We start from the raw sequence: 16,926 nt of genomic DNA, 5'->3' as shown, positions 1-16,926 counted from the left end.
GATTATCCTCGTAATGTCGCGGTCAAACCTTTCGTGCAGGCGTACTGCTGCGCAAAGGCGAGCAGATCGGGTGCATCCAGCGGCTTGTCCGGCGCGTTGTAGGGTTGGCTGAGTAAGTGGTATTTGTTGATGCCTAACGTGTGGTAGGGCAAAAAGTGAATCTCGCCAACGTGCAGTTCATCGGCGGCAAAATCGGTAATCGCTTTAATGCTTTCTTCATCGGCGTTAAACCCCTGAACCAGCGGAACGCGGATGATGATTTTTTTCCCGGCGGCGGCGAGCTTTCTCAGGTTTTCCAGCACGCGTGACGCGCTGCCATCCGTCCATTGCTTAAACGGCGCGTCGGCGACGTGTTTCAAATCCGCAAGGAACAGATCGATCCAGGACAGTGACGGTTCAATGTATTTCCACGGCACATGCAAACAGGTTTCGACCGCGGTATGAATGCCCGCCTCATGGCTTGCTTTTAAAAGTGATGCCGCCAGCTCTGGCTGCATAAACGGTTCGCCGCCGGAAAGCGTAATACCGCCGCCGCTGCGGTCATAAAAAGGTTTATCGCGCAGGACGGTGGTCATAATCTCATCGACGCTTTTAACGTCGCCGCAGACGGTCAGAGCCTGAGTAGGGCAGCAGTCGATCAGGCTGGCAAGATGCGCGTCAGTCAGTTTTTCGCGATGGATAAGGAGGCCATTCAGCGCGCGTTCGATAACGCCCGGTGCCGCCTGGACGCAAAGCTCGCAGCCTTCGAGGCACAGACGTGCGTCAAACAGCAGATCCTGCGTGCGTGCCCAGCTTTCCGGATTCTGACACCAGCGACAGCCCAGAGAGCATCCTTTAAGGAACACCACGGTGCGGATACCGGGGCCATCGTGAGTAGAATAGCGCTGAATATTGAAAATCATAAACGGCCTCTCGTGTTTCGTATAAAGATTAAATAACTTTCGAATGAAAGTTATGTTGACGTGCGTCAACTAACCGAGAGGTTTTGCCGTGGTATCTTTCTTTTATGCAAACTAGTCGTTGAGGAATGATTATGGAACTCTATCTGGATACGTCCGACGTTGACGCGGTGAAAGCACTGGCGCGAATTTTCCCGCTGGCGGGCGTGACCACAAACCCCAGTATTGTTGCGGCGGGTAAAAAAACGCTGGACGTCTTACTGCCACAATTGCATGAAGCAATGGGGGGGCAGGGGCGTTTATTTGCTCAGGTGATGGCGACAACGGCAGAAGGGATGGTGAGTGATGCGCGTAAACTGCGTGGGATCATTCCTGATATCGTCGTGAAAGTGCCCGTCACGGCGGAAGGTCTGGCGGCGATCAAGTTGCTTAAAGAGGAAGGTATTCCGACGCTGGGAACGGCGGTGTACGGTGCGGCACAGGGCCTGCTGTCGGCACTGGCGGGGGCGGAGTATGTTGCGCCTTACGTCAACCGCGTGGATGCGCAGGGTGGCGATGGCATTCAGACCGTTACCGATTTGCAGAATTTGCTGAAGATGCACGCGCCGCATGCCAAAGTGCTGGCAGCCAGTTTCAAGACGCCGCGTCAGGCACTGGATTGTCTGCTGGCGGGCTGTGAATCCATCACCTTACCGCTGGACGTTGCCCAACAGTTGATTAGCTCTCCGGCTGTCGATGCGGCGGTGGCGAAGTTTGAGCACGACTGGCAGAGCGCCTTTGGGCGTTCGTCGCTGTAAGTTGTCGTTGTTGGCCGGATAAGGCAACGCCATCATCCGGCAATTCGCGCCGTCATTGCCTGATGGCGCGACGCTTATCCGGCTTACAATCCGATCAGGATGAGGCTTCCCCACACACCTCGCAGCCCGGATTTCGCATCAGCTTCATTTCGCGGAACTGGCAGGTCATGGCGTCGTACATGACGATTTTCCCCGACGCTGGCTGACCATAATGCGCCAGCAGCTTAATGGCTTCCATCGCCTGTAGCGACCCAATCACGCCAATCAGCGGCGCCATCACCCCCGCCTCCACGCAGGTTAATGCATTTTCACCAAACAGACGGCTCAGGCAGCGATAGCAGGGCTCACCCTCTTTGTAGGTAAAGACGGTAACCTGACCTTCCATGCGGATCGCCGCGCCAGAAATCAGCGGGACTCTTGCCGCGTAACAACCGGCATTGAGCTGATTACGAATCGCGACGTTATCGGTGCAGTCCAGCACCAGATCGTGTTCGGCGATAAGTGTCCGAAGGGCGGTCTCGTCCAGCAGCGCATTAACCGCAGTGATAGCCACGTGCGGATTAATACGGCTCAGCGCCGCATGCGCCGATTCCACTTTCGGCTGGCCGAGGGTCGCATCGCTGTGTAGCGTCTGGCGCTGTAGATTCGACAGCGACACGGTGTCAAAATCGAGCAGCGTCAGGTGGCCGACGCCAGCGCTCGCCAGATACTGCGAGGACGCGCAGCCCAGCCCACCGAGACCGACAACCAGCACGTTGGCTTCCTTCAGCGCTTCCTGCCCGTCAAAGTCAAAGCCGCGCAGGATTATCTGCCGATTGTAACGCAGCATCTCCTGATCGCTGAGTTCCGCCATCAGAGGCCTCCGAACAGCGCATTGAAGGGCTCGACTTCCACCCATTCACCGGCTTCAACGTTACCGCGATCGCGCTCCAGCACAATGAAGCAGTTCCCCTGACTGAAGGAACTGAAGACGTGTGAACCCTGATGACCCGTGGTGCTCACCTCCAGCTCGCCGTTGGCGGTGCGCTGGAGCACGCCGCGCTGGAAATCGAGACGACCCGGCGTTTTCTTCAGCCGTGAGGTGGTACGCACACGCTGGCGTGCAGGTAACCCGCTGGCCGCGTTGCCGCTCAGCTTCGCCAGCAACGGCTGAACCAGTTGGTAGAACGTCAGCGCCGCTGACACCGGGTTACCCGGCAATCCGCAGAACCAACTGTTGCTCAGTTTGCCGAAGGCGAACGGTTTGCCGGGTTTGATTGCCAGCTTCCAGAAGGCGATTTCGCCCAGCTCTTCAAGGATGGTTTTGGTGTAATCGGCTTCACCCACCGACACGCCGCCGGAGCTAATCACCACATCCGCCTGGCTGTCGGCTTCGATAAACGCCGTGCGCAGAGCGTGCGGGTCATCGCGGATGATGCCTAAATTGATCACGTCGCAACCCAACTGTTGCAGCATCAGATGCACGGTCAGGCGGTTGGTATCATAAATCTGGCCTTCGCCGAGCGGTTGTCCCGGCAGCTGCAGTTCATCACCGGTCGAGAACAGCGCGACGCGGACTTTCCGCACGACCTGGACGTCGGCAATACCGAGCGATGCCAGCACCGGCAGTTCGCCGGTGGTCAGGCGCGTACCGGCAGGGAAAACCACCGCATTTTGTTTAATGTCTTCGCCACGATGGCGGATGTTTTGCCCGCCGCGGACGTCGGCGGTAAAACGCACGCCGTCATCAGTCTGTTCCGTCTGCTCCTGCATCACCACGGCGTCACATCCCGCCGGTACCGGCGCGCCGGTCATAATGCGAATGCAGCTCCCCACAGGCCATTCTCCCTGGAACGGTTGACCGGCGAACGCTTTACCGGCGACCGACAGCGGCTGTCCGCTGGCGAGATCGGCCAGTCGCACCGCATAGCCGTCCATCGCCGAGTTATCGAAACCCGGCACGTCGAGCGGCGAAACCACGTCGGTCGCCAGAATACGGCCAAAGCACTGCACCAGCGGCAGCGTCTCAACGGCAGTCAGTGGGGTAACACGCGATAACATTTCGGTAAGCGCCGTTTCCAGCGGCATCAGTCCGGCGGTAAATTCCATGAAAACACTCCTGCGGGGCAAAATCGAATCCGCCTATTATGTCAGAAAACACGAGGGGACTGTATGCCACCTCGGACTTAGAAAGAATGTGAACGCTTTACATGCTAATCGCATCTTTCTATAGTCAAAAATCGAATCAATAAGTCTACAAAATTCTGATATTTGTAGAAGACGGACGACAAACATGGGCAAAGCAGTTATTGCAATTCACGGCGGCGCCGGGGCGATTACCCGCGCGCAGATGAGCCAGGAGCAGGAATTACGCTATATCCAGGCGCTTTCCGACATTGTCGACGCCGGGCAAAAGATGCTGGAAGCGGGAGAAAGCGCGCTGGACGTGGTCACCGAAGCCGTGCGACTGCTTGAAGAGTGCCCGCTGTTTAATGCCGGGATCGGCGCGGTGTATACCCGTGACGAGACCCATGAACTGGATGCCTGCGTCATGGATGGCAATACCCTGAAAGCCGGGGCAGTGGCGGGAGTCAGCCATTTGCGTAACCCGATTCTCGCTGCCCGACTGGTGATGGAGCACAGCCCGCATGTCATGATGATTGGTGCGGGGGCAGAAAAATTTGCGGCCAGGCAGGGGATGGAACTTGTCTCTGCGGATCTCTTTTCAACGCCTGAACGTTATGAACAACTGCTGGCCGCGCGTTCGAGCGGCGAAACCGTGCTGGATCACAGCGGCGCACCGCTCGATGAAGGCAAAAAAATGGGCACCGTGGGCGCGGTGGCGCTGGATGTCCACGGCAATCTGGCGGCGGCGACATCGACAGGAGGCATGACCAACAAACTACCGGGGCGCGTCGGCGACAGTCCGCTCGTGGGCGCGGGTTGTTATGCCAATAATGCCAGCGTGGCGGTTTCCTGCACCGGTACGGGTGAAGTGTTCATCCGCGCGCTGGCCGCCTATGACATTGCCGCGTTGATGGACTACGGTGGTCTGAGCTTATCGGAGGCCTGCGAGCGGGTGGTAATGGAGAAATTACCGGCGCTGGGTGGGAGTGGCGGGCTTATCGCCATCGATCATGAGGGAAATGTGGCCTTGCCGTTTAATTGCGAAGGAATGTATCGCGCCTGGGGTTATGCCGGGGATACACCAACGACCGGGATCTACCGGGAAAAAGGGGACACCGTTGCCACACAGTGATGCGCTTGACGTCAGCGACGTGCTGGCTGTCAGCAATCTGAATATTGCCTTTCAACAGGACCAGCAGCGTACTGAGGCGGTGCGGAACCTGTCGTTTCGTCTCAGGCGCGGCGAGACGCTGGCGATTGTCGGTGAGTCCGGTTCGGGAAAATCGGTCACCGCGCTGTCGCTGATGCGACTGATTGAACAGTCTGGTGGTGAGGTTCAGTGTGAGCAGATGCTGCTGCGCCGCCGTAACCGTGAGGTGATTGAACTGGGCGAACAGAGCACGTCGCAGCTTCAGCGGGTGCGGGGTGCCGATATCGCCATGATCTTCCAGGAGCCAATGACGTCGCTCAACCCGGTGTTTACCGTAGGAGAGCAAATTGCCGAGTCCATCCGCCTGCATCAAGGGGCGGGGCGTGAAGCGGCGATGGCGGAGGCCAAGCGGATGCTCGATCAGGTTCGCATTCCAGAGGCGAAAGCAATTCTTTCGCGCTACCCCCATCAGCTTTCCGGCGGTATGCGCCAGCGGGTGATGATTGCGATGGCGCTCTCCTGTCGTCCGGCGGTGCTGATTGCCGATGAACCGACAACCGCGCTGGACGTCACGATTCAGGCGCAGATCCTGCAACTGATCAAAGTTCTGCAACAAGAGATGTCGATGGGGGTGATTTTCATTACTCACGACATGGGCGTGGTGGCGGATGTCGCCGACCGTGTGCTGGTAATGTACCAGGGGGAGGGCGTGGAGACCGGCAGTGTGGAACAGATTTTCCGCTCGCCGCAGCATCCCTACACGCAGTCGTTATTAGCGGCGGTACCACAACTCGGGGCGATGAAAGGTCTGCCTTATCCGCGCCGCTTCCCGGTTATCTCCCTGAGTGCGCCGGAAAAGCAGGAGCGACCCGTCGATCAAAATACGGTGGTTGAGGGAGAGCCCATTTTGCAGGTTCGCAACCTGGTCACCCGTTTTCCGTTACGCAGCGGCGTTCTTAATCGAGTGACCCGCGAAGTACACGCGGTGGAAAATGTCAGCTTTGATCTCTGGCCCGGTGAGACGCTGTCGCTGGTCGGCGAATCGGGCTGCGGCAAATCGACGACCGGACGTGCGCTACTGCGCCTGGTGGAATCGCAGTCCGGCGAGATTATTTTTAACGGTCAGCGAATCGATACGCTGTCCGACAGTCAATTACAGCCTTTGCGCCGCGATATTCAGTTTATTTTTCAGGATCCTTACGCCTCGCTCGACCCACGGCAAACCGTGGGGTATTCCATCATGGAGCCGCTGCGCGTCCACGGTTTATTGCAGGGTAAGGCGGCGGCCGATCGCGTGGCGTGGTTGCTGGAGCGCGTCGGGCTGCAACCTGAACATGCGTGGCGCTACCCGCATGAGTTTTCCGGCGGGCAGCGTCAGCGGATCTGCATTGCCCGCGCGCTGGCGCTCAATCCTAAAGTCATTATTGCCGATGAATCGGTCTCCGCGCTGGATGTGTCGATTCGCGGACAAATCATCAACCTGTTGCTCGATTTGCAGCGGGAACTGGGGATCGCCTGGCTGTTCATCTCGCATGACATGGCCGTTGTTGAGCGGATCAGCCACCGCGTTGCGGTGATGCACATGGGGCAGATTGTGGAGATTGGTCCGCGCGCCGCGCTGTTTGAGGATCCGCAGCATCCGTATACCCGTAAGCTCATGGCGGCGGTTCCGGTTGCCGACCCCGGACATCCCCGACCGCAGCGGGTGCTGCTGTCGGATGAGCTGCCGAGCAACATTTACCGGCGCGGTGAAGCGCCAGCACCTGTTTCATTGCAGTTAGTCGGGCCCGGACATTATGTCGCGCGTCCACAACGAGAAAATGCGCTATCGCGCTTATAACATTCAGGCAGGGTTCAGGAGAAAAAAGATGACAAAATTGCTCGCCCGACATTGGCTGCTGGCATTAGGCGCGACGACCGCGCTGGCTGCGTCCCCGGCGTTTGCCGCGAAAGATGTGGTAGTGGCGGTGGGGTCCAACTTCACCACGCTCGATCCGTATGATGCGAATGACACGTTATCGCAGCAGGTCGCGAAGTCGTTTTATCAGGGACTGTTTGGTCTGGATAAAGAGATGAAGCTGAAGAACGTGCTGGCGGAGAGTTACACCGTCTCTGACGACGGTCTGGTGTATACCCTCAAACTGCGTCAGGGGGTAAAATTCCAGGACGGTACCGACTTTAACGCCGGGGCGGTGAAAATTAACCTCGACCGTGCCAGCGATCCCGCCAACAGCCTCAAGCGTTATAACCTGTATAAGAACATCGCCAAAACAGAGGCCGTCGATCCCGCAACGGTAAAAATCACCCTGAAGCAGCCGTTCTCCGCGTTTATTAATATCCTGGCGCACCCGGCGACAGCGATGATCTCACCGGCCGCGCTGGAGAAATACGGGAAAGAGATTGGCTTCCACCCGGTAGGCACCGGTCCTTACGTGCTGGATACCTGGAATCAAACCGATTTTGTGAAGGTGAAGAAATTTGCCGGTTACTGGCAGTCGGGATTGCCGAAGCTGGATAGCATCACCTGGCGCCCGGTCACCGATAACAACACCCGTGCGGCGATGCTGCAAACCGGAGAAGCACAGTTTGCCTTCCCGATCCCCTACGAGCAGGCGGCGCTGTTAGAGAAAAACAAAAATCTGCAACTGGTCGCCAGTCCGTCGATTATGCAGCGTTACATCAGTATGAACGTGACGCAAAAGCCGTTCGACAATCCGAAAGTCCGCGAGGCGTTAAACTACGCTATCAACCGCCAGGCGCTGGTGAAAGTGGCGTTTGCGGGATACGCGACCCCGGCGACCGGCGTGGTGCCGCCGTCGATTGCGTATGCGCAAAGCTTCACGGCCTGGCCTTACGATCCGGCAAAAGCACGTGAACTGCTGAAAGAAGCGGGTTACCCGAACGGTTTTAGCACTACGCTGTGGTCATCGCACAATCACAGTACCGCCCAGAAAGTGTTGCAGTTTACCCAGCAGCAGCTGGCGCAGGTGGGGGTTAAAGTGCAGGTGACGGCGATGGATGCCGGTCAGCGCGCGTCTGAAGTTGAAGGGAAAGGACAGAAAGAGAGCGGTGTGAGAATGTTCTACACCGGCTGGTCGGCCTCGACCGGTGAAGCGGACTGGGCGCTGTCGCCGCTGTTTGCTTCGCAAAACTGGCCGCCAACGCTGTTTAACACCGCGTTTTACAGCAATCCGCAGGTTGATACCGACCTTGCCGATGCGCTGAAAACAACCGATCCGCAAGAGAAAGCGCGGCTGTACAAAGCGGCGCAGGATATCGTCTGGAAAGAGTCGCCGTGGATCCCGCTGGTGGTGGAAAAACTGGTCTCGGCGCACAGTAACAAACTGACCGGTTTCTGGATCATGCCAGATACGGGGTTCAGCTTTGATGATGCAGATTTGAAATAAGCCACAGCGGAAACCTGATGCTTAACTATATTATCAAGCGCCTGCTGGGGTTGATTCCGACCCTGTTCATTGTTGCGGTGCTGGTGTTTTTATTTGTCCACCTGTTGCCGGGTGACCCGGCGCGGCTGATTGCCGGGCCGGAAGCCGACGCGCAGGTGATTGAACTGGTTCGTCAGCAGCTCGGTCTCGACCGGCCGCTGCACGTCCAGTTCTGGCATTACATGACGAATGTGTTGCAGGGCGATTTTGGACTCTCGATGGTTTCTCGCCGACCTGTCTCGGAGGAGATCGCCAGCCGGTTTATGCCTACGCTGTGGCTGACGTTGACCAGTATGATCTGGGCCGTTCTGTTCGGTATGGCGGCGGGGATTGTCGCGGCGGTATGGCGTAATCGCTGGCCGGATCGCCTCAGCATGACGCTGGCCGTTACCGGGATCTCCTTTCCGGCGTTCGCGCTGGGGATGTTGTTGATGCAGGTGTTCTCCGTGGAGTTAGGCTGGTTGCCGACCGTCGGGGCCGATAGCTGGCAGCACTATATTCTGCCATCTGTCACTCTCGGTGCGGCGGTGGCCTCGGTGATGGCGCGCTTTACCCGCGCCTCGTTTGTCGATGTGCTTAATGAAGACTATATGCGCACCGCCCGGGCGAAAGGGGTCAGTGAAACATGGGTGGTGCTCAAACACGGACTGCGCAATGCGATGATCCCTGTCGTCACCATGATGGGGTTACAGTTCGGCTTTTTGCTCGGCGGTTCTATCGTGGTCGAAAAGGTCTTCAACTGGCCTGGTCTCGGACGACTGCTGGTGGACTCCGTGGAGATGCGTGATTATCCGGTGATTCAGGCGGAAGTCCTCCTGTTCTCACTGGAATTTATTCTTATCAACTTAGTGGTGGATGTGCTGTATGCCGCCATTAACCCGGCTATCAGGTACAAGTAAGGATGCGATTACTTAACTGGCGCCGTCAGGCGATTTTAAATGCCATGCCGATGGTGAAACCCGAACGGGTGCGCACGCCGTGGCACGAATTCTGGCGACGTTTTCGTCGTCAGCATGTGGCGCTGATTGCAGGTCTGTTTGTGCTGTTGCTTATCCTGGTGGCAGTCTTCGCTCGTTGGCTGACGCCCTTCGATGCAGAAAACTATTTCGATTACGACAGGCTGAATGACGGACCGTCGATGATGCACTGGTTCGGCGTGGATTCGTTGGGCAGAGACATCTTCAGCCGCGTGCTGGTTGGCGCGCAAATCTCGCTGGCGGCAGGCGTGTTTGCGGTATTGATTGGCGCGGCCATTGGCACCGTACTGGGACTGCTGGCGGGCTACTATGAAGGCTGGTGGGACCGGGTAATCATGCGTATCTGCGACGTGCTGTTTGCGTTTCCAGGGATCCTGCTGGCGATTGCCGTGGTGGCGGTGCTGGGTAGCGGCATCGCAAACGTGATTATCGCGGTGGCGATTTTCTCCATCCCGGCGTTCGCCCGTCTGGTACGCGGTAATACGCTGGTACTGAAGCAGCAGACGTTTATCGAATCGGCGCGCAGCATTGGTGCCAGCGATGCGACGATTATTTTCAGCCATATCCTGCCAGGAACCGTCTCGTCGATTGTGGTCTTTTTTACCATGCGCATTGGCACCTCGATAATCTCAGCGGCAAGCCTGTCATTTCTGGGGCTGGGCGCACAACCGCCGACGCCGGAGTGGGGCGCGATGCTAAATGAAGCGCGGGCAGATATGGTAATAGCACCGCACGTGGCGCTGTTCCCGGCAGTGGCCATCTTTCTGACGGTACTGGCATTTAATCTGCTCGGCGATGGCCTGCGCGACGCGCTGGATCCGAAGATTAAGGGCTAAGCCATTTTATGCTCACGCTGATTAACCAGCGTGAGCGCAGGTAATGACTGCACCGCATTCGGGTTGTTTTGCATGGCATTTAAGGTCGCTTTAGCCAGATTCTCACCCAGTTGCGTATAGGGGATCTCGAAGCCCGTCGGTTTCTGGGGGAGAAATGAGGAGATATCGCTGCTGAATACACCGGCAAAAAACGGATAGTGACAGCCTGACTCCTGTGCACAGAACGTAGCGCCCAGCATCTGGAGATCGCTCAAGAAAATGACGTATTCGGGTGGTACAGCAAGCGAATGGAAATAGCGTAACGCGTCAAAACCCGCTGCTTCACTGATATCACCATAATAGACCCACGATTCATTAACGGGCAGTCCGCGAGCAGATAGGGCATTGCGCCATGTCTCGGTGAATATCTGTCCCTGCATGCTGTCATTTCCCAGCGTAACTAATGCATGGCGAGCATAGCCAGCCTGATATCCCTGCTCGACAGCGGTTTCCGCCACGGTGGCAAAATCCAGATCCACCCAGTTGAAATTGCCGTTAAGCGCATTACTGCGTCCCAGAGTGGCAAATGGAAACTGCTGTTGATTAAGATAGTCGATGCGGGAGTCATTGAGGGTCGTATTGGTCAGGATCACGGCATCGGCTTTACGCTGCTCAATGATCTTGCGCAACCACAATTTCTCATCGGCTTCGTCAAGGGCGAGGTGCAAAATGGTATCGATATCTTGCGTGCGTAATTCTCGCTGTAAACTGGCCGCCACACGCATGAAAAATGGAGCCGTGTAAAAGTTGTCTCTGTCACCAGGAGGCAAAAGCAAAGCCACCGTATTCGCTTTCCCTTTACGTAAGTTTCGCCCGGCGGCATTGGGAGAATAACCATACAGGGTCGCCGCGTCGCGTACGCGTTTTTGTGTGGCTGCACTCACTTCCGGGTGGCTGTTTAACGCCCTGGAAACGGTGGCAATGGAAAGATCCAGTTTTTTCGCCAACTCTTTGATATTCATTTGTTCCCTTTATACGACATGGAAAACATGACTGTATATATATCTTATTCTGCTCACATTAGCCAATTGAGATAATCTTCTCATAAATATAACGCGCTGAATTAAAAAGCCGTCAAAATTAAATCTTCGATCACATTATTCATTTCATTTTGGCTCCTGGTGAGTGTTGCCCATTGACAGAAGAAAAGATTTTAAACAGGATCGGAAACGTTTCCGGAATCAATGTTAAATCCTGTAAAAATTTATCCGAGGGCTTAATGAATACCTTACAAATAAAAGAGAATACGCTATGTTGGGCGTGGAACGGGCAGTATCTTAAAATCATGGCGTGGGGAGAGAACAGCCTGCGCATATTGTCTGGGATCCAGCCAGATACCAGCACGCCACCCTTATGGGCGCTGCTTCCTGCACCTGATTGCGATGTCAAATTTATACAAGAAGAGAGCGCACTGACCATCATCAACGGCAAAATGAGCGCGACGGTTGATTTGCAAGGTCGTATTACTTTTTATAATCAACATCATGATTGCCTGCTCGAGGAATTATGGCGACAACGGGATAATGGCGAACAATTCTGGAATGTCGGGCAACAGCAAAAAAAGAAAATAAGCGCCTTAAAAATATCGGGAAGGGAATGTAAACCGCTTGCCGGAAACGCCGTGGAAATTAACGTGCGTTTCGAATCCAGACCACAAGAAAAAATAGGCGGAATGGGGCAGTACCAGCAGCCGTTTATTAATTTAAAAGGTTGCGCACTGGAGTTGGCGCAGCGCAATTCACAGGCCAGTGTACCGTTTATGGTATCGAGCCTGGGGTACGGTTTTTTATGGAACAACCCGGCAGTGGGTGAGGTAGTTTTTGCTCGCAATGAAACACGCTGGAGCGCGAAAGCCGCAAGGCGAATTGATTACTGGATCACCGCAGGAGATACCCCGGCGGAGATTGTTCGCCAGTATGCGGCAGTGACCGGAACCCCTCCACTTATGCCGGAATTTGCACTGGGTTTATGGCAATCGAAATTGCGTTACCGTACTCAGGACGAACTGCTGTCGGTGGCGCGCCAGTATCGTGATGCAGGAATTCCGCTGGCGGTAATCGTTGCTGATTTTTTCCACTGGCCAGTGCAGGGAGACTGGCGTTTTGATGCGCGAGAATGGCCAGACCCCGCCGCGATGACTGCGGAGTTAAACGCGATGGGGACGAAACTCATGGTCTCCATCTGGCCAACCGTTGACGTAAAAAGCGAAAACTATGCGCACATGAACGAGCAGGGTTTTTTAGTCAATACGCGCAAAGGGCTCAATATCAATTTCGATTTTTTGGGCAACACACGCTTTTTCGATCCCACAAACCCCGACGCGAGAAAATTCGTCTGGCAGGTTTGCAAGAAGAACTATTTTGATCAAGGCATCGACCTCTTCTGGCTTGATGAAGCTGAACCTGAATTCGGGGTATATGACTTTGATAACTACCGCTATCACATTGGCAATACAGTAGAAACTGGCAATATTTATCCGCTGCATTATACGCAAGCGTTCTATGAAGGGCTGCGTGATACGGGGCTGGAAACCCCTGTTAATCTGGTGCGCTGTGCCTGGGCTGGCAGTCAGCGCTATGGCGCGTTGGTGTGGTCAGGGGATATTCACTCTTCTTTTGAGTCCATGCGTAACCAGATTTGCGCGGGATTAAGTATGGGGATGGCGGGGATTCCCTGGTGGACAACAGATATCGGGGGTTTTCACGGTGGTGATGTTGACGATCCTGCGTTCCACGAGTTGTTGATTCGTTGGTTCCAGTGGGCGGTATTTAGTCCCGTTTTACGTATGCACGGGCATCGTGACCCGATAACAGAGCCTGAGAGCGCACATCGCGATGGCATTGCCCAGTGTAATACGGGGGCAGGGAACGAGCTCTGGAGTTTTGGCGACGCCACCTTTGCCATTCTCCGCCGTTATGCGTCTCTTCGGGAACGTTTACGCCCATGGCTGCGCAAATTGATGGCGCAGGCGCATGAAACAGGCGAACCGCTCATGCGCCCATTGTTTTATCACTATCCGCAGGATGCCAACGCCTGGGAAGTGACAGATCAGTATCTGTTTGGCGAAGAACTGCTGGTGGCCCCGGTGGTTCACGCAGGAGAGACCCGTCGCCTTGTCTGGTTGCCGGGCGACACGATATGGATAGATGCCAATTCAGGCGCGCGTTATGAAGGGGGGCAAGAAGTCAGTGTGGAAGCACCTATCGATGTGCTGCCGCTGTTTGTTCGTGAAGGAGCCGATATCCTGGCATTACTGACTGCATGGAGAGAGGAAAATGAGTGAACTCTCAGATAATACAGAACAAGCTGAGGGACTCGTTGTCCCGGAAAAACTCTCGATCGCGGAAAAAGTCAGCTATGGACTCGGCGATGCGGGGGGAACGATTGTCACTGGATTGATCTCCAATTTTTTGACCTTTTTCTACACCGATATTTTTGGTTTAACGCCCGCCATTGTCGGGACGCTGTTTCTGGTCCTGAGAGTCATTGACGCGATTTCCGATCCGCTTATTGGTATTGCCGCAGACCGGACATCCACAAAAATGGGACAGTTTCGCCCTTTTATTCTCTGGACGGCAGTGCCGCTTGGACTTATTGCGTTTTTGACCTTCAGCGTCCCTGATTTGGCTTATCACTGGAAAGTGGTTTACGCCATAGCGACCTATTTTGCATTGTCTGTGCTCTATTCGCTCAATAATGTTCCTTATTGCGCGCTGGTCACAAAAATCACCTCAAATCCGGTGGAGCTTGTCTCGTGTCAATCCTGGCGCTTTGCATTATGTGGTGTCGCTGGATTTGCGGTCTCTGTGGGCTTGCCGGTGATGGTGAAATACTTTGGTCGCGGGGATCAGGCTCAGGGATATCAGTGGGGCGTTGGCGTATTAGCCTTGCTGGCGATTCTGATGTTTTTAGTCTGCTTTTACGGCGTAAAAGAGCGGAGCGCCACGCGCACTCGTCACACCTTCAACCTTAAGGAGAGTTTAAAAAGCATTCGTCATAACGAACAGCTCTTGCTGACTTTTGTCATGTCGTTGCTGATTATCAGCATCTTCAATACTAAAGGCGGTGCGGCAATGTATTTCATCACTTATGTGTTGCATGGGGATGCAACTTACACCTCATTATTTTTTGGTATGGCAACGCTTGGTGGGATTATTGGGTCGGTACTGGTTCAATATTTGACGCGGCATTTTGAAATTCGCCGCATCTATTTTTGGGTCAACGTGGTGCTGGCAGTCGCGCATTTTATCGTCTGGTTTGTTCCAGGGAATGCCGCCACGCTGTGGCTGATACTGGTGTTTATCTGCTGCATGGTTCTGGGATTTATTTTGCCGATGCATTTTACGCTTGTGACTTTCGCTGATACCTACGGCGAATGGAAATCGGGGCGACGTTCCTCGGGGATGAATTTCGCGTTCAATCTTTTTTTTGTCAAGCTGGCATGGGCAATAGCAGGCGTAATTATTAGCCTGACACTGATGGCGGTTTCTTATCGCTCAGGAATGGAAAATCAAACGACAGCTTCGCTGACGGGTATCACGTTGCTCTCGACGGTGATTCCTGGCGTGTTGCATGCGTTACTGGCTGTCACCGTGTGTTATTTTAAAATTGATAATGCGCTGGTGGCGAAGATGGAAAAAGCGCTCGGACGATAAGGGCGCCTTGCAATAGCCCTCTTCTGTATGAAGAGGGCTGAAGTACAGGGCGTTAAAACATTAAACGCGCGTGCCCCACAGATCGTACTCGTCGGCGTTTTCCACTTTCACGCGGATCACGTCGCCCGGTTTCACGTTGGTTTCACCGTTCAGATAGACTGCGCCGTCAATTTCCGGTGCGTCGGCCATACTGCGGCCAATCGCGCCTTCTTCGTCGACTTCATCGACGATCACCAGAATTTCGCGACCCACTTTCTCCTGCAGGCGTTCAGCGGAGATCTGCTGCTGCAGTTGCATAAAACGGTTCCAGCGCGCTTCTTTAACCTCTTCCGGTACCTGATCCGGCAGTTCATTGGCACCTGCGCCGTCTACCGGGCTGTATTTGAAGCAGCCTACGCGGTCAAGACGCGCTTCTTTCAGGAAGTCGAGCAGCATCTGGAAATCGTCTTCCGTTTCCCCCGGGAAACCGACAATAAACGTCGAGCGCAGGGTCAGTTCCGGACAGATTTCGCGCCATTGTTTAATGCGTGCCAGTTGACGGTCGACCGAGCCAGGGCGCTTCATCAGTTTGAGAATGCGCGGGCTGGCGTGCTGAAGTGGGATATCCAGGTATGGCAGGATCTTGCCTTCCGCCATCAGCGGGATGACATCGTCGACATGCGGATACGGGTAGACATAGTGCAGACGCGTCCAGATGCCCAGTTTTGACAGTTGTTCGCACAGGCTGACCATACTGGTTTTCACCGGCTCACCGTTATAGAACCCGGTGCGGTGCTTCACGTCTACGCCGTAGGCGGAGGTATCCTGTGAAATTACAAGGATCTCTTTGACGCCCGCATCGACCAGACGTTTTGCTTCGCTCAGCACATCGCCAATCGGACGGCTGACCAGATCGCCACGCATCGAGGGAATGATGCAGAAGGTGCAGCGATGGTTGCAACCTTCAGAAATTTTCAGGTAGGCATAATGGCGTGGAGTCAGCTTCACGCCTTGCTCAGGCACCAGGCTCAGGAACGGATTGTGCTTCGGTTTCGGCACGTAGTGGTGGACGTGTTCCAGAACCTGTTCATAGCTATGCGGACCCGTGATTTCCAGCACTTTCGGATGGACTTCACGGATCTGATCTTCTTTCGCACCCAGACAGCCGGTGACGATCACCTTACCGTTTTCATTCAGCGCTTCGCCAATGGCTTCCAGTGATTCCTGCACTGCGCTGTCGATAAAGCCGCAGGTGTTGACGATCACCATATCGGCGTCGTCGTAGCTCGGGACAACATCGTAGCCTTCGGTACGCAGTTCAGTCAGGATTCGTTCCGAATCGACGAGGTTTTTCGGACAGCCGAGGGAAACGAAGCCGATTTTCGGCTGGTGGGTTACTTTGCTCATAGCTTAAAAATTGTTCAGTTATTGGAATGTTCAGGGCAGGGATTCTACAGAGTTCCGCACAAAAATTGTATTGCTATCTCACCCGATCGGTGAGGGGAAAGCTGCATCGGCTTATAACTAGTATGTAAATAATGTTAATTCTGAGTGAATTGTTGATCCCAGGCATCCTTTTGTACAAAAAATAGCCATACTATTAAGTTGCACCATGGCTGGAAGAGGAGGAACGAAGTATGTTCGTTGACAGACTGAGAACCGATCTGCTGAATAAGCTCATCAACGCCAGGATCGACCTCGCTGCGTATCTGCAGCTAAGGATGGCGAAAGGATACATGTCAGTCAGCGAGAATGATCATCTACGTGAGAACTTTTTCGAACTGAACCGCGAGCTGCACGATAAATCGTTGCGCTTGAATCTGCATCTCGATCAAGAAGAGTGGGATGCATTGCACCATGCCGAAGGTGCACTCGCCGCTGCGGCGGTGTGCCTGATGAGCGGACACCACGACTGTCCGACTTTTATTGCCGTCAATGCAGAAAAACTCAATACCTGCCTGACAGCCTTAACGCTGAGCATTCAGAGTTTGCAGGCTCATTCAACGCTTGAAAATGCCTGATTTTCGGGGGGAGGCGACTCC

Annotated in this window: 14 protein-coding genes; 9 read left to right on the top strand and 5 right to left on the bottom strand. The window is 54.8% G+C overall.

Annotation, left to right across the window (positions count from 1 at the left end; all coding sequences use genetic code 11):
- Positions 1-2: 2 nt before the first annotated feature.
- Complete coding sequence (locus tag GBC03_21445) at positions 3-902, bottom strand: glycyl-radical enzyme activating protein (protein QFS72585.1); 900 nt, start codon at positions 900-902, stop codon at positions 3-5.
- Between the two features lie 131 nt (positions 903-1,033).
- Here GBC03_21445 and fsa point away from each other — a divergent pair, with 131 nt between their 5' ends.
- Positions 1,034-1,696 (top strand): fructose-6-phosphate aldolase, encoded by a 663-nt coding sequence (gene fsa, locus GBC03_21440; GenBank protein QFS72584.1) that lies wholly within the window; start codon positions 1,034-1,036, stop codon positions 1,694-1,696.
- A 94-nt stretch (positions 1,697-1,790) separates the two neighbouring features.
- Here the strand turns inward: fsa and moeB are convergent, their stop codons facing one another.
- Together moeB and moeA are read right to left on the bottom strand one after the other, a co-directional pair.
- Positions 1,791-2,549, bottom strand: a complete 759-nt coding sequence (gene moeB / locus GBC03_21435; GenBank protein ID QFS72583.1) for a molybdopterin-synthase adenylyltransferase MoeB — start codon at positions 2,547-2,549, stop codon at positions 1,791-1,793.
- Positions 2,549-3,784, bottom strand: a complete 1,236-nt coding sequence (moeA, locus tag GBC03_21430; protein ID QFS72582.1) for a molybdopterin molybdotransferase MoeA — start codon at positions 3,782-3,784, stop codon at positions 2,549-2,551. The genes moeB and moeA overlap by 1 nt, the downstream gene beginning before the upstream one ends.
- A gap of 184 nt (positions 3,785-3,968) precedes the next feature.
- On the opposite strand from moeA, the gene iaaA reads away from it, so the two are divergent.
- The 5 genes from iaaA to gsiD are packed head-to-tail and all read left to right on the top strand — an operon-like array spanning position 3,969 to position 10,211.
- Positions 3,969-4,934 (top strand): beta-aspartyl-peptidase, encoded by a 966-nt coding sequence (gene iaaA / locus GBC03_21425; protein QFS72581.1) that lies wholly within the window; start codon positions 3,969-3,971, stop codon positions 4,932-4,934.
- Entirely contained in the window at positions 4,921-6,792 is a 1,872-nt protein-coding gene (gene gsiA, locus GBC03_21420; protein QFS72580.1) for a glutathione ABC transporter ATP-binding protein GsiA, read from the top strand. Before iaaA ends, gsiA begins: the two co-directional genes overlap by 14 nt.
- Before the next feature lie 28 nt (positions 6,793-6,820).
- Positions 6,821-8,359 (top strand): glutathione ABC transporter substrate-binding protein GsiB, encoded by a 1,539-nt coding sequence (gene gsiB, locus GBC03_21415; GenBank protein QFS72579.1) that lies wholly within the window; start codon positions 6,821-6,823, stop codon positions 8,357-8,359.
- A 17-nt stretch (positions 8,360-8,376) separates the two neighbouring features.
- Positions 8,377-9,297, top strand: a complete 921-nt coding sequence (gene gsiC / locus GBC03_21410) for a glutathione ABC transporter permease GsiC (protein QFS72578.1) — start codon at positions 8,377-8,379, stop codon at positions 9,295-9,297.
- Positions 9,298-9,299: 2 nt separating this feature from the next.
- Positions 9,300-10,211, top strand: a complete 912-nt coding sequence (gene gsiD / locus GBC03_21405) for a glutathione ABC transporter permease GsiD (protein ID QFS72577.1) — start codon at positions 9,300-9,302, stop codon at positions 10,209-10,211.
- Here gsiD and GBC03_21400 read toward each other — a convergent pair.
- Entirely contained in the window at positions 10,208-11,212 is a 1,005-nt protein-coding gene (locus tag GBC03_21400) for a LacI family DNA-binding transcriptional regulator (protein QFS72576.1), read from the bottom strand. The two genes, gsiD and GBC03_21400, sit on opposite strands and share 4 nt — an antisense overlap.
- A gap of 257 nt (positions 11,213-11,469) precedes the next feature.
- Here GBC03_21400 and GBC03_21395 point away from each other — a divergent pair, with 257 nt between their 5' ends.
- Both GBC03_21395 and GBC03_21390 read left to right on the top strand, forming a co-directional pair.
- Positions 11,470-13,533 (top strand): family 31 glucosidase, encoded by a 2,064-nt coding sequence (locus GBC03_21395; protein QFS72575.1) that lies wholly within the window; start codon positions 11,470-11,472, stop codon positions 13,531-13,533.
- On the top strand, positions 13,526-14,905 hold the full coding sequence (locus tag GBC03_21390; GenBank protein QFS72574.1) for an MFS transporter: 1,380 nt from the start codon (positions 13,526-13,528) through the stop codon (positions 14,903-14,905). The genes GBC03_21395 and GBC03_21390 overlap by 8 nt, the downstream gene beginning before the upstream one ends.
- A gap of 60 nt (positions 14,906-14,965) precedes the next feature.
- Here GBC03_21390 and rimO read toward each other — a convergent pair whose 3' ends face one another.
- Positions 14,966-16,291, bottom strand: coding sequence for a 30S ribosomal protein S12 methylthiotransferase RimO (gene rimO, locus GBC03_21385; protein QFS72573.1), 1,326 nt, complete (start codon positions 16,289-16,291; stop codon positions 14,966-14,968).
- Between the two features lie 230 nt (positions 16,292-16,521).
- Between rimO and bssR the strand changes: the two genes are divergently transcribed.
- The gene (gene bssR / locus GBC03_21380) at positions 16,522-16,905 is read left to right on the top strand and encodes a biofilm formation regulator BssR (GenBank protein QFS72572.1); all 384 of its coding nucleotides are present in this window, start codon (positions 16,522-16,524) and stop codon (positions 16,903-16,905) included.
- The last annotated feature ends 21 nt before the right edge of the window (positions 16,906-16,926 follow it).

This window comes from Citrobacter telavivensis, from assembly GCA_009363175.1.
GTDB classification, from domain to species: domain Bacteria; phylum Pseudomonadota; class Gammaproteobacteria; order Enterobacterales; family Enterobacteriaceae; genus Citrobacter_A; species Citrobacter_A telavivensis.
The sequence above is the reverse complement of the archived record's forward strand: the minus strand, read 5'-3'. Positions and strand labels throughout refer to the sequence as shown.

What these genes read in the sequence shown, in the direction of transcription:
- GBC03_21400 (QFS72576.1), bottom strand. Translation starts at nt 11,212, where the DNA reads ATGAATATCAAAGAGTTGGCGAAAAAACTGGATCTTTCCATTGCCACC.
- rimO (QFS72573.1), bottom strand. Translation starts at nt 16,291, where the DNA reads ATGAGCAAAGTAACCCACCAGCCGAAAATCGGCTTCGTTTCCCTCGGC.
- iaaA (QFS72581.1), top strand. Translation starts at nt 3,969, where the DNA reads ATGGGCAAAGCAGTTATTGCAATTCACGGCGGCGCCGGGGCGATTACC.
- gsiB (QFS72579.1), top strand. Translation starts at nt 6,821, where the DNA reads ATGACAAAATTGCTCGCCCGACATTGGCTGCTGGCATTAGGCGCGACG.
- GBC03_21395 (QFS72575.1), top strand. Translation starts at nt 11,470, where the DNA reads ATGAATACCTTACAAATAAAAGAGAATACGCTATGTTGGGCGTGGAAC.
- moeB (QFS72583.1), bottom strand. Translation starts at nt 2,549, where the DNA reads ATGGCGGAACTCAGCGATCAGGAGATGCTGCGTTACAATCGGCAGATA.
- fsa (QFS72584.1), top strand. Translation starts at nt 1,034, where the DNA reads ATGGAACTCTATCTGGATACGTCCGACGTTGACGCGGTGAAAGCACTG.
- GBC03_21445 (QFS72585.1), bottom strand. Translation starts at nt 902, where the DNA reads ATGATTTTCAATATTCAGCGCTATTCTACTCACGATGGCCCCGGTATC.
- GBC03_21390 (QFS72574.1), top strand. Translation starts at nt 13,526, where the DNA reads ATGAGTGAACTCTCAGATAATACAGAACAAGCTGAGGGACTCGTTGTC.
- moeA (QFS72582.1), bottom strand. Translation starts at nt 3,784, where the DNA reads ATGGAATTTACCGCCGGACTGATGCCGCTGGAAACGGCGCTTACCGAA.
- gsiD (QFS72577.1), top strand. Translation starts at nt 9,300, where the DNA reads ATGCGATTACTTAACTGGCGCCGTCAGGCGATTTTAAATGCCATGCCG.
- gsiC (QFS72578.1), top strand. Translation starts at nt 8,377, where the DNA reads ATGCTTAACTATATTATCAAGCGCCTGCTGGGGTTGATTCCGACCCTG.
- bssR (QFS72572.1), top strand. Translation starts at nt 16,522, where the DNA reads ATGTTCGTTGACAGACTGAGAACCGATCTGCTGAATAAGCTCATCAAC.